Source organism: Streptomyces sp. NBC_01237 (assembly GCF_035917275.1).
Lineage (GTDB): Bacteria > Actinomycetota > Actinomycetes > Streptomycetales > Streptomycetaceae > Streptomyces.
In genome coordinates this window covers 6836900-6849720 of record NZ_CP108508.1, presented here as the reverse complement: position 1 = coordinate 6849720, position 12821 = coordinate 6836900, and the positions used below count along the sequence as shown (strand labels likewise).

General features: G+C 71.2%; 7 protein-coding genes and 2 pseudogenes. 4 read left to right on the top strand and 5 right to left on the bottom strand.

All coding sequences use genetic code 11. The features are described from left to right. Nucleotides 1-2: 2 nt before the first annotated feature. Nucleotides 3-1388 (bottom strand): M16 family metallopeptidase, encoded by a 1386-nt coding sequence (locus OG251_RS30500; protein WP_326680108.1) that lies wholly within the window; start codon nucleotides 1386-1388, stop codon nucleotides 3-5. Between the two features lie 259 nt (nucleotides 1389-1647). Between OG251_RS30500 and OG251_RS30495 the strand changes: the two genes are divergently transcribed. Beyond that, nucleotides 1648-4101: a DNA gyrase/topoisomerase IV subunit A gene (locus OG251_RS30495; RefSeq protein WP_326680107.1), complete on the top strand. Its 2454-nt coding sequence runs from the start codon at nucleotides 1648-1650 to the stop codon at nucleotides 4099-4101. Between the two features lie 80 nt (nucleotides 4102-4181). Here OG251_RS30495 and OG251_RS30490 read toward each other — a convergent pair whose 3' ends face one another. Both OG251_RS30490 and OG251_RS30485 read right to left on the bottom strand, forming a co-directional pair. Beyond that, nucleotides 4182-5408 (bottom strand): CobW family GTP-binding protein, encoded by a 1227-nt coding sequence (locus OG251_RS30490; protein ID WP_326680106.1) that lies wholly within the window; start codon nucleotides 5406-5408, stop codon nucleotides 4182-4184. A 23-nt stretch (nucleotides 5409-5431) separates the two neighbouring features. Continuing rightward, nucleotides 5432-6595, bottom strand: coding sequence for a citrate synthase/methylcitrate synthase (locus OG251_RS30485; protein WP_326680105.1), 1164 nt, complete (start codon nucleotides 6593-6595; stop codon nucleotides 5432-5434). A 132-nt stretch (nucleotides 6596-6727) separates the two neighbouring features. On the opposite strand from OG251_RS30485, the gene OG251_RS30480 reads away from it, so the two are divergent. The 3 genes from OG251_RS30480 to OG251_RS30470 all read left to right on the top strand — a co-directional run bounded on the left by OG251_RS30480 (nucleotide 6728) and on the right by OG251_RS30470 (nucleotide 10611). Beyond that, nucleotides 6728-8107 carry a citrate synthase gene (locus OG251_RS30480; protein WP_326680104.1) on the top strand — a complete coding sequence of 460 codons (1380 nt, stop codon included), beginning with the start codon at nucleotides 6728-6730 and terminating at the stop codon, nucleotides 8105-8107. Between the two features lie 156 nt (nucleotides 8108-8263). Then, the gene (locus tag OG251_RS30475; protein WP_326680103.1) at nucleotides 8264-9937 is read left to right on the top strand and encodes a sensor histidine kinase; all 1674 of its coding nucleotides are present in this window, start codon (nucleotides 8264-8266) and stop codon (nucleotides 9935-9937) included. After that, a complete protein-coding gene (locus OG251_RS30470; RefSeq protein WP_326680102.1) occupies nucleotides 9934-10611 on the top strand; it encodes a DUF7342 family protein in 678 nt (225 codons plus the stop codon). The genes OG251_RS30475 and OG251_RS30470 overlap by 4 nt, the downstream gene beginning before the upstream one ends. Here OG251_RS30470 and OG251_RS30465 read toward each other — a convergent pair. Beyond that, nucleotides 10608-12322 (bottom strand): annotated as a pseudogene (locus OG251_RS30465) (solute symporter family protein). The gene OG251_RS30470 and the pseudogene OG251_RS30465 overlap by 4 nt on opposite strands. Further along, nucleotides 12319-12762, bottom strand: a pseudogene (locus tag OG251_RS30460) (DUF485 domain-containing protein). Before OG251_RS30460 ends, OG251_RS30465 begins: the two co-directional pseudogenes overlap by 4 nt. Between the last annotated feature and the right edge of the window lie 59 nt (nucleotides 12763-12821).

The following is a 12821-nucleotide window of genomic DNA, read 5'->3' as shown; positions in this document are numbered from 1 at the left end:
GCTCACTTGTCCGCTCCCTCGGGCGCGTCGGTGCCCTCGGCGGCCTCTGCGGCCTCCGGGGCGTCGGCCGCGGCCTCGTCCGCCGGCTCGACCGGCTCATAGACCAGGACCGCCCGGTTGTCGGGGCGCAGGGCCGCTTCGGCGGCGACCCGGACCTCCTCCGCGGTGACGTCCAGCACGCGCTGCACGGCGGTCAGGGCGAGCTGCGGGTCGCCGAACAGCACGGCGTACCGGCACAGTTCATCGGCGCGGCCCGCGACCGTACCGAGCCGGTCCAGCCACTCGCGCTCCAACTGGGCCTGGGCCCGTTCCATTTCCTCGGGCGTGGGGCCCTCGGTGGCGAACCGGGCCAGCTCCTCGTCCACCGCGGCCTCGATCTGCGGCACCTCGACGCCACCGGACGTCTTGACGTCCAGCCAGCCCAGCGAGGGCGCGCCGGAGAGCCTCAGCAGCCCGAACCCGGCGGCCACCGCCGTACGGTCTCGGCGGACCAGCCGGTTGTGCAGCCGGGAGGACTCGCCCCCGCCCAGCACGGTCAGCGCCAGATCCGCGGCGTCGCACGCGCGCGTGCCGTCGTGCGGCAGCCGGTAGGCCGCCATCAGCGCACGCGCCGGGACCTCCTCGTGCACCACTTCGCGCAGCTGCTCACCGATCACCTCGGGGAGCGTGCCGTCGCGCGGCGGCTGCTTGCCGTCGTGGGACGGGATGGAGCCGAAGTACTTCTCGATCCAGGCGAGCGTCTGCTCGGGGTCGATGTCGCCGACCACGGAGAGCACCGCGTTGTTCGGGGCGTAGTACGTACGGAAGAACGTACGCGCGTCTTCCAGGGTTGCCGCGTCCAGGTCGGCCATCGAGCCGATCGGCGTGTGGTGGTACGGGTGGCCCTCCGGGTACGCGAGGGCCGTCAGCTTCTCGAACGCGGTGCCGTAGGGCACGTTGTCGTAGCGCTGACGCCGTTCGTTCTTCACGACGTCGCGCTGGTTCTCCATGGACTCCTCGTCGAGCGCGGCGAGGAGCGAGCCCATGCGGTCGGCTTCCAGCCAGAGAGCCAGCTCCACCTGGTGGGTGGGCATGGTCTCGAAGTAGTTGGTCCGCTCGAAGCTGGTCGTCCCGTTGAGCGAGCCACCGGCCCCCTGTACGAGCTCGAAGTGCCCGTTCCCCTTGACCTGGCCCGAGCCCTGGAACATCAAGTGCTCGAAAAGGTGAGCCAGGCCGGTGCGTCCCTTGACCTCGTGGCGCGACCCGACGTCGTACCAGAGGCAGACCGCGGCGACCGGGGTCAGATGGTCCTCCGAGAGCACCACACGCAGACCGTTGGCCAGGCGGTGCTCGGTCGCTGTCAAGCCGCCGGAGCCGGCCTGTGCTGTGGCCGTGTGACCCATGGGCATGTACGTCCCTTCGATCGCGATACTGGATTTCCTGCCAGACCTGCCACTGTAAGCAAGCGCACCGACACCTGGCGAAGTTCCCGTTCCGTCGATGTTGTCGTAGATGCTGCCGCAAGCGGGCCCCTCCGCGGGCCCCGGCGGAGCGCTTCGGACCGCTTCGGACGGGTCGAGGTCGGCGTTGTCAGTGCGGCGGTCCACAATGGTCCGCGTCAGAACCTCAGGTTGCCCGAACAGAATCTGTGAAGGAGTCGCAGCCGCGATGGCCCGCCGTAGCACGAAGACCCCGCCGCCGCCGGACGACTTCGAGGAGAAGATCCTCGACATCGACGTCGTCGACGAAATGCAGGGCTCCTTCCTCGAGTACGCGTACTCGGTGATCTACTCCAGGGCCCTGCCCGACGCCCGTGACGGTATGAAGCCCGTGCACCGCCGCATCGTGTCCCAGATGAACGAGATGGGACTGCGCCCCGACCGCGGCTATGTGAAGTGCGCCCGCGTGGTCGGCGAAGTCATGGGTAAGTTGCACCCGCACGGCGACGCGTCGATCTACGACGCCCTGGTGCGCATGGCCCAGCCGTTCTCGATGCGGCTCCCCCTCGTCGACGGACACGGCAACTTCGGCTCGCTCGGCAACGACGACCCGCCGGCCGCCATGCGTTACACCGAGTGCCGGATGGCCGACGCCACGTCATTGATGACGGAGTCGATCGACGAGGACACCGTCGATTTTCAGTCGAACTACGACGGCCAGGAGCGGGAGCCGGTCGTCCTCCCGGCCGCCTATCCCAATCTCCTGGTCAATGGCGCGTCCGGGATCGCGGTCGGCATGGCCACCAACATGCCCCCGCACAACCTGGGCGAGGTCATCGCCGCGGCCCGCCACCTCATCAAGCACCCGGCCGCCGACCTGGAAACGCTGATGCGGTTCGTCCCCGGTCCCGACCTGCCGACCGGTGGCCGGATCGTGGGCCTCGGAGGCATCAAGGACGCGTACGCCGCGGGACGCGGCACGTTCAAGATCCGAGCGACCGTCGCCGTGGAGGACGTGACGGCGCGCCGCAAGGGCCTCGTCGTCACCGAACTGCCCTTCACCGTCGGCCCGGAGAAGGTGATCGCCAAGATCAAGGACCTGGTCTCGGCGAAGAAGCTCCAGGGCATCGCGGACGTCAAGGACCTCACCGACCGCGCCCACGGCCTGCGCCTGGTCGTCGAGGTGAAGAACGGCTTCGTGCCGGAGGCCGTGCTGGAGCAGCTCTACAAGCTGACGCCGATGGAGGAGTCCTTCGGCATCAACAACGTGGCACTGGTCGACGGCCAGCCGCTGACCCTGGGCCTCAAGGAGCTGCTGGAGGTCTATCTCGACCACCGCTTCGAGGTGGTCCGCCGACGCAGCGAGTTCCGCCGTGCCAAGCGCCGCGACCGGCTGCATCTGGTCGAGGGCCTGCTCGTCGCGCTGCTCGACATCGACGAGGTCATCCGGCTCATCCGGGACAGCGACAACTCGGCGCAGGCGAAGGAGCGGCTCATGGAGCGCTTCTCGCTGAGCGAGATCCAGACGCAGTACATCCTGGACACCCCGCTGCGCCGGCTCACCCGGTTCGACCGTATCGAGCTGGAGAGCGAGCGCGACCGGCTCACCAGCGAGATCGACGCGCTGACCGCGATCCTGGAGTCCGACACGGAGCTGCGCAGGCTCGTCTCCTCCGAGCTGGCCGCGGTGGCGAAGAAGTTCGGCACGGACCGGCGCACGGTGCTGCTGGAGTCCGCGGGCTCACAGGTCGCCTCCGTACCGCTGGAGGTCGCGGACGACCCGTGCCGGGTGCTGCTCTCCTCGACCGGTCTGCTGGCCCGTACGGCCAACGGCGATCCGATCGTGGTGGCGGAGGACGCCAAGCGCGCCAAGCACGACGTGATCGTGTCGGCCGTCCCGGCCACGGCCCGCGGCGACGTGGGCGCGGTGACGTCGACCGGGCGGCTGCTGCGGATCGCGGTGATCGATCTGCCCCAGCTGCCGGACACCCACGCCGCCCCCAACCTCTCGGGCGGGGCACAGATCTCGGAGTTCCTCACCCTGGAGACGGGCGAGGAGCTGATCTGCCTCACCACGCTGGACGAGTCCGGGCCGGGCCTGGCGATCGGCACCCTCCAGGGAGTGGTGAAACGGGTGGTGCCCGACTACCCGGCCAACAAGGACGAGTTGGAGGTCATCGCCCTCAAGGACGGTGACCGCATCGTGGGCGCGACGGAGCTGCGTACGGGCGAGGAGGACCTGGTCTTCATCACCTCCGACGCGCAGTTGCTGCGCTATCCGGCGGCGCAGGTGCGCCCGCAGGGCCGGGCGGCCGGAGGTATGGCGGGCGTCAAGCTCACCGCGGGGGCTGAGGTGCTCTCGTTCGCCGCGGTGGACCCCGCCGCGGACGCGGTGGTGTTCACGGTCGCCGGGTCGCACGGCACGCTGGACGATTCGGAACTGACGTCGAAGCTCACCCCGTTCGACCAGTACCCGCGCAAGGGCCGGGCGACGGGCGGGGTGCGCTGCCAGCGCTTCCTGAAGGGTGAGGACGTCCTGGTGTTCGCCTGGGCGGGTGCGGTCCCGGCGCGGGCCGCCCAGAAGAACGGCACCCCGGCGCGGCTGCCCGCCCCGGATCCGCGACGCGACGGTTCGGGCACACCGCTGCTCCAGCCGGTGGCGGTGATCGCCGGACCGGTGTAACCGGCCCGGCGCCCGGCCGCCGCGCCGCGAGCTGTCCCTCCCGCAGTTCCCTGGCCCGCCAGGGGACTGCGGGACAGCCCTCAGTCCGCGTCGGCCGGCTGTTGTACGTACCTCAGGACGCCCCACATGCTGCGCTCATGGTGCTCCCGACGCTCACGGTCCACGTGATCCTGGGACGCGGTGCGCGACGCGTCGTGAGCCGCGTCCTGCCCGGCGTCGTGAGCCGCGTCCAGTCCGGCGTGGTGATGCGCGCCGTGCGGCCCGGCGCCCGGTGAGGCGTTCCCGGCATCGTGAGGGACATTCACGGAATCGGTGGGTACGCGGCAGTCGGCGAGGTCCTTGTGCAGGGCCTCGGCGTCGATGCCCGAGCCGATCAGGACCAGCTGGGTGAGCCGCCGCTCGCCCCGGGCCCAGGGCCGCGGAACGAAGCGCAGAAATCTTCCCACCGCGTGCAGGGCGTACTTGTTCGCCAGGTCACCCTCACCGAAGTCGGCGAACCCCTTGATCCGGTAGAGGCCCTCGGGCCTGGAGTCGAGGAACGCGAGGAACCGGCGGGGGTCCATCGGCTCGTCGGAGGTGAAGGCGACGCTCTCGTACGCGGCGTGCAGATGGCTCGCGTGCCCCTGCTCCCCCGGCTCGCACGTGTCGAGGAGCAGATCCTCGAAGGTGAGCTGACGGGCCTTCTCCTCGGCGTCCGGCCGCACCGCGGGGTCGAAGAGCAGCTCGGGGTCGATCCGGCCGTGAACAGCGGAGATGACGGCCGCCCGGCTGCCGAGGGCCGCGACGTCCGCGCGCAGCCGCTCGTGCTCCGCCCCGTCCACCCGGTCGGTCTTGTTCAGCACGACGAGATCGGCGACGGCGAGATGGCGTTCGATCTCCGGGTGGCGTTCCCTGGTCCGGTCGAACTCGGCGGCGTCGACGACCTCGACCAGTCCCCCGTACAGGATGTGCGGGTTGTCGCTGGCCAGCAGCATCCGTACGAGCTCCTGGGGTTCGGCGAGGCCGCTCGCCTCGATGACGATCACATCGAGGCGGGCGGAGGGCCGCGTCAGCGTCTCCAGGAAGGTGTCGAGTTCGCTCGCGTCGACGGCGCAGCACAGACAGCCGTTACCCAGCGAGACCGTCGAGCCGACCTGCCCCGCGACGGTCATGGCGTCGATCTCGATGGCCCCGAAGTCATTGACGATCACGCCGATCCGGTTGCCGGCCCGGTTGCGGAGCAGGTGGTTGAGCAGCGTGGTCTTGCCTGATCCCAGGAAGCCGGCGAGGACGACGACCGGGATCTGCGGGGCGCGGGGCGGGGGCAACGGGGGCCTTCCTCGGAATGTCGTCAGGGTGCCGGGACCGGCTGCGGCGGAGGGGTACCGACGTAGCGGGCCGCCGGGCGGATGATCTTCGAGTCCTCCGCCTGCTCCAGGATATTGGCGCTCCATCCGACCACGCGCGCCGCGCAGAAAGTGGGTGTGAACATCTCGCGCGGCAGCCCGCAGAGCTCCATGACGACCCCGGCGTAGAACTCCACGTTGGTGTGCAGCTCACGTCCCGGCTTGAGCTCGGCGAGGATGGCCTCGACCTGTCGTTCCACCTCGACGGCGAAGTCGACGAGCGGGCCGCCGAAGCCCTGGGCGATGCCCCTCAGCATGCGGGAACGCGGGTCCTCGGTGCGGTAGACGGGGTGCCCGAAGCCCATGATGCGTGCGCCCGAGAGGACCTGTTCGCGGATCCAGCCGTCGATACGGTCCGGGGTGCCGATCGCGTCCAGCGTGTCCAGGGCCCGGCTGGGCGCTCCGCCGTGCAGCGGCCCGGAGAGCGCGCCCACGGCGGCGACCAGGCAGGCGGCCATGTCGGCGCCGGTGGAGGCCACGACCCGGCCGGTGAACGTCGAGGCGTTGAAGCCGTGGTCGACGGTGGAGATGAGGTACTGCTCGACCGCCCTGACGTGCGCGGTGGCCGGTTCCGCGCCGGTGAGCATGTACAGGTAGTTCGCGGCATGGGGCAGGTCCTCGCGCGGCTCCACCGGATCGAGGCCCTGGCCGAGCCGGTACAGGGCGGTGAGCACGGTGGGTACGGCGGCGCAGGCGGCGAGGGCGTCGTCGCGGCGGCTCGGGGCCCCGATGTCGTACACCGGGCGGAATCCGGCCGAGGCCCCGAGCAGGGAGAGCGCGGTGCGCAGTCCGGCGAGCGGGCCCGGCACCGCGCCCGCGCGGGCGATGGCGGGCAGCGCCCCGCGCACCTCGGCGGGCAGCCGGCGAAGGGCCGCGGTGCGGGCGGCGAAGTCGGCGCGGGCGGCCCGGTCGGGCAGCTCGCCGTGGAACATCAGGTACCAGACGTCCTCGAAGCTGCGGGTCCGCGCCAGCTCGATCGCCGAGTACTGGCGGTAGTGGTAGAAGCCCTCACGCCCGCGTACGTCGCCGAGAGCGGTGTCGGTGACGACGACTCCCGCGAGGCCGCGGGGTACGTCGAGGGGGGCGGTGCTGTGGGTCGTGGCCGGCATCTCAGGATCTCTTTTCCGTGACTCCCAATATTGATTCGACTGTCCATGCTTGACTTAATTCCTGTCAATATTGATTGAATCAACGTATGTGTATGGATGGAAGCCGAGGAATGCGTGGATACGGTGGGCACCATGACGGATCAAGCAGCGCACGCCTCCGGCTCCCGCTGCGAGCCGGAGAGCGCGGCCGGAGGACGGCGGCTCACCACACGGGAGACCGCCGAACTGCTGGGCGTGAAGCCCGAGACGGTGTACGCGTACGTCAGCAGGGGCCAGCTGAGCAGCGTGCGCGCCCCCGGCGGGCGCGGCAGCACGTTCGACGCCGCCGAGGTCGAGGCCCTGGTCCGGCGTACGGGGCGGCGCGAGCACACACCGGCCGGGAATGATCTCGTCTTCCGTACCGGCATCACCCTCATCGAGCAGGACCGGTACTACTTCCGCGGGGTCGACGCGACCGAGCTGGCCCGGGAGTACGGCTACGAGGAGGTCGCCGAGTGGCTGTGGACGGGTGAGCTCCGGCCGGGGGTGCGCTTCGACGCACCCGCCGCGGCGCTCGCCGCGGCGCGCCGGGCGGTCGGCGCGCTGCCCGCGCACAGCGGCTCGACGGACCGGCTGCGGGTGGCGGTGATCGCCGCGGCGGCCGCGGACCCGCTGCGGTTCGACCTGTCGCCCCGCGCGGTGCTCAGCAGCGCCCGCAGCCTGATTCCCACTCTGGTCGGCGCACTCCCGGTGATCGGGGGCGCGAAGCCGGGCGAGGGCGCCGGGCCGGGCGAGGGCGCCGGGCGGGACGAGGACGGCGGGCGGGACGAGGACGGCTCCGGCACGCTCGCCCAGCAGCTGTGGCCCAGGCTCACCGCGCGGCCCGCCGACCCGGCCTCGCTCGCGGTGCTGGACACTGCTCTGGTTCTGCTGATCGACCACGACCTGGCGGCCTCGACACTGGCCGCACGGGTCGCCGCGTCCGCCCACGCCCATCCGTACGCCGTGGTCTCCGCGGGTCTCGGCGTTCTGGAGGGGCCGTTGCACGGCGCCGCGAGCGGCCTGGCCCACCGGATGCTGACGGAGGTCGTGGACCGGGGTGGCGCGGCCCCGGTCGTCGCCGACCATCTCCGGACCGGCCGCAGGGTGCCGGGGCTGGGACACCGGCTGTACACGGGTGAGGACCCCCGCGGCCGGACCCTGTTCGCCCTGCTGGAGAAGGTGCCACAGGCGGCCGACGCACTGGCGGCGGCCCGTGACGTGGTGAGCACGACAGCCCGGCACACCCCCCTGCACGCCAATATCGACCTGGCCCTCGCTGTCCTCTCGGTCTCCTGCGGCATGCCGGCGGAGGCGGGCGAGACGGTGTTCGCGGTGTCCCGTACGGCGGGCTGGATCGCCCATGCGCTGGAGGAGTACGCGGAACGCCCACTGCGGATGCGGCCCAGTGGACAGTACGGAGGCCCCCGCCCGCCGCAGCCGTTGCCCACACCGGCACCAGGGGAAGGGCACGGGGAGGATCCGCCCCGGTAGTCGTACGGCGAAGGCATCCGGAGCCTTCTGGCGCAAAGCCGTCCGGAGCTGAGCGGGGCCGCACCGAGCCGGCCCGGAGCCGGCCGGAGCCCGTCCCGCGAAGCGTCATCCGGCGAGATTTCCGGAAGGGCGGGAGTCGGCTCTACCGTTCGTACGATGAGCACCCCACCGACCACCGTCCGGGGACCGCGCCGGTTCGGCTGGCCGAAGCGGGTCTTCTCCCAGGTACTGCTGATGCAGCTGACCATCATCACGGGTGTCACGGTGCTGGTCACCGGCCTCTTCCTGGCTCCGCTCAGTGCCCAGCTCGACGACCAGGCGATGCGCCGCGCCCTCGCCATCGCCCAGAGCACGGCGGCCCAGCCGCAGATCACGAGGGACCTCCTCACCACGGAGCCCTCGCCGCGGGGCCCCGTGCAGTCCGTGGCCGAGCGGATCAGACGGTCCACCGGTGCCGAGTACGTCGTGATCATGGACGGCAGAGGAGTGCGCTGGTCGCACACCGAGACCCACCGGATCGGCAGGGTCGTGTCCACCGATCCCAGCGAGGCGCTCGCGGGCCGGGACGTCATGGAGATCGACAGCGGGACTCTCGGCCGCTCCGCCCGCGGCAAGGTGCCGCTTCTCGACGCGTCCGGTCAGGTCGTCGGGGCGGTCTCGGTCGGAATCGCGTACGACAGCGTCCGCGCCCGGCTGCTCGCGGCGATCCCCGGACTGCTCGCGTACGCGGGCGGTGCACTGGCCGTCGGCGCGCTGGCCGCCTATCTGATCTCCCGCCGCCTCCAGCGGCAGACCCATGACCTGGCGTTCTCCGATATCTCCGCGCTCCTGACGGAACGCGAGGCCATGCTGCACAGCATCCGCGAAGGAGTGGTCGCCCTGGACCGGACGGGGCACGTCCGGCTGCTGAACGACGAGGCGCAGCGTCTGCTGGGCCTCGGCCCGGACGCCGCCGGCCGCCCCCTCGACGAGGTGCTGGGCAGCGGGAGGACCGCGGATGTGCTGGCCGGACGCGTCGTCGGCGACGATCTCCTGACCGTACGGGGCAGCCGGGTCCTGCTCGCCAACCGGATGCCCACGGACGACGGTGGCGCCGTGGTGACCCTGCGCGACCGCACCGAGCTCGAACATCTCGGCCGTGAACTCGACTCCACCCGTGGCCTGATCGATGCGCTGCGCGCCCAGGACCACGAGCACGCGAACCGTCTGCACACCCTTCTCGGCCTCCTGGAGCTGGAGATGCACGAGGACGCGATGGAGTTCGTCACCGAGGTCGTCGGGGTCCACCGGGCTACGGCCGAACAGGTCACCGAGAAGGTACGCGATCCGCTGCTGGCCGCTCTGCTGGTCGGCAAGGCCACGGTCGCGGCGGAGCGCGGTGTCTCGCTGCGCATGGCTCCCGGCTCGCTGCTGCCGGACCGGCTGGTGGACCCCCGGGGTCTGGTCACGGTCGTCGGCAACCTGGTCGACAACGCCCTGGACGCGGCGGCCGGCTCCGCCGAGGCGCGCATCGAGGTGGGCCTGCGGACGGAAGGCCGTACGGTGATCCTGCGGGTCCATGACAGTGGTCCCGGCGTGCCCCCCGGCCAGTACGAGTCGATCTTCACTGAAGGCTGGTCGACCAAGGAGCTCCCGGCACACGGCAAGCGGGGCCTGGGACTTCCGCTGGTGCGGCGGCTGGCCGAGCGCCAGGGCGGCAGTGTGGGCGTCGCGGAGTCCGCGGACGGTGGAGCGGTGTTCACGGTCGTGCTGCCGGAAGCCCTGAGCGAACCCGAGCCGGGCGGCACACAGGTCCCCGCGCATCCGGCGACGTCAGGAGAGAACCGTTGATCCAGGTCCTGGTGGTGGACGACGACATCCGGGTCGCGCAGATCAACGCGGCCTACGTCGCCAAGGTGCCCGGTTTCCGGGTGGCCGCGCAGGCCCACTCCGCGGCCGAGGCCCTCTCCAGGATCGAAGCGGTCCCCGTGGACCTGATCCTGCTCGACCACTACCTTCCCGACCGGAACGGCCTCGCGGTGGTACGTGAACTGCGCGGCCTCGGCCACCACGTCGACGTGATCATGGTGACGGCGGCACGCGATGTCGCCACGGTCCGGGCGGCGATGCGGCACGGTGCGCTCCAGTACCTGGTCAAGCCGTTCACGTACGCGGGTCTGCGGACCAAACTGGAGGCGTACGCGGCACTGCGCCACGCCCTCGGCGGAGACGGCGAGGCCGAGCAGACCGAGGTGGACCGGCTCTTCGGCGCACTGTGGGCGGCCGGCGAACCCGACCTCCCCAAGGGGCACTCACCCACCACGGCGGAACTGGTCCGGCAGGCGCTGCGGACCGCCGACAACCCGCTCTCCGCCCAGGAGATCGCGGAGAGCGCCGGAATGAGCCGCCAGACGGCCCAGCGCTATCTGAAGCTCCTGGAACGCACCGGCCGGGTCCGCCTGACCCTGCGTTACGGCGAGACGGGCCGCCCGGAACACCGCTACACCTGGACGACGGGCGCCTAGAGCCGCCTGTCACTCGTCGCGACCGGCAGGACCGCACGACCGGCAGGACCGGGAGGACCGGCAGGACCGGGAGGACCGGCCGAGGCAGGACCGCGACGGCCCGGGAGCGGGCTCCCCCGCTTCACCGCACCCGCACCTGTCAGGGCACGGACCTCCGTCTCCGCGTGCTTGGCCTCGTCGGGCGGGCCGGGTGAGGTGACCGTGCCGATCCATCCGGCCAGGAAGCCCAGTGGGATGGAGACGAGTCCCGGGTTCTCCAGGGGGAAGAGCTGGAAGTCGGCCCCGGGGAACAGCGCGGCGGGGCTCCCGGAGACGACCGGGGAAAGCAGCACGAGGACGACGGAGGGGATCAGCCCGCCGTGGACCGCCCAGACCGCGCCCCGGGTGGTGAAGTTGCGCCAGAACAGTGAGTAGAGCAGCGCCGGAAGGTTCGCCGAGGCCGCCACGGCGAAGGCCAGACCCACCAGGAAGGCCACGTTCAGATTCTGGGCGATGAGGCTCAGCGCGATGGCGACCGCCCCGATACCGGCGGCGGCGATCCGGGCGACGGCGACCTCGCCGCGCTTCTCGGCGCCCGGACGCCGGAGCGAAGCGTAGAGGTCGTGGGCGACGGAGGCGGAGGAGGCGAGCGTGATCCCGGCCACGACGGCCAGGATGGTGGCGAAGGCGACGGCAGCGACGACCGCGAAGAGAACCGTTCCGCCGGTGGAACCCTCACCGCCGCCGAGAACCAGGGCCAGCAGCGGAACCGCCGTGTTCCCGGCCGCGTTCGAGGCCCGTACGTCCGCCGGGCCGACGAGCGCCGCCGCCCCGAACCCGAGCACGATCGTCATCAGGTAGAAACTGCCGATGAGGCCGATGGACCAGACGACCGAGCGGCGGGCGGCACGCGCGGTGGGCACGGTGTAGAAGCGCGACAGGATGTGCGGCAGTCCGGCCGTGCCGGGCACCAGTGCCAGCCCCAGGCTGATGAAGTCGAAGCGCGCCGTCCAGTCCCCGCCGTACCTGAGCCCGGGAGAGAGGAACTCCTTGCCGTGGCCGCTGCGTTCGGCGGCGGTGTTCAGCAGGGCGTTGACGTTGCCGTGGAAGTGCGCCAGGACGAGCACCGTGAGCGCGATGGCCCCGGCCATCAGCAGAACGGCCTTGACGATCTGGATCCAGGTGGTGGCCCGCATCCCGCCCAGCGACACATAGATCACCATGAGCGCCCCGACACCGACCACCGTCCAGGACCGGGCGGCATCGCTCGTACCGCCGAGCAGCAGGGCGACGAGGCTGCCCGCCCCCACCATCTGCGCCACCAGGTACAGCACGGAGACGGTGACGGACGAGGCGCCGAGGGCAATGCGCACCGGGCGCTCCGCCATCCGGGCGGCGACCACGTCCGCGACCGTGAACCGGCCGCAGTTGCGGAGGAGTTCGGCGACGAGCAGCAGAACGACCAGCCAGGCGACCAGGAAGCCCACCGAGTAGAGCACGCCGTCGTATCCGAAGAGGGCGATCAGCCCGGAGATCCCGAGGAACGAGGCCGCCGACATGTAGTCACCGGCGATGGCGAATCCATTCTCCATGGGCGCGAACAGCCGCCCCCGGCGTAGAACTCCTCTGCGGAGCCCTGCCGGTTACGGCTCACCCAGGTGGTGATGCCGAGCGTCACGGCGATGAACGCGCTGAACAGCAGCAGCGCCAGCGTCTGATGGTCCCCTCTCAACGCGTGATCCCTCTCGTCATCTCCTGGGTGTCCCACCGGAGATCGAGCGCCGCCCGGTCCCTGCGCAGTCGCGCGTGCCGGGAATACGCTCAGGTGAGCAGGAACGTGGTGAGGAACTGCCCGAGCCCCGCCACCATGGCGACATTGACGGCACCCACCACGGGACGGGCCATCAGCCCGCTCGCCGTGGTCGCCGCGACGACATAGGCGAGGTACCAGAGGAGGAAGGCGGCGACAGCGGGAACCACGAAACGCCGGTACCGGCGGCGCACCTCGCGAAACGCCTCGCTGCGCTGCACCTCGACGTAGATGTCGGCCGCACTGAGCCCCTGCCGCGGACCCACCGGTCCCGGTACGCCACCGGGTGAGCCCCGACCGATGCCGCCCGGCCCGCCCCGGCCGGAAACCGGCGCGTCGTACCACGGGTCAACCAGCCGCACCCCCGCGGCATCGGACCCTGCTTCCTTCTCCACCGAGCAACTCCCTTGTCCACGGGCCT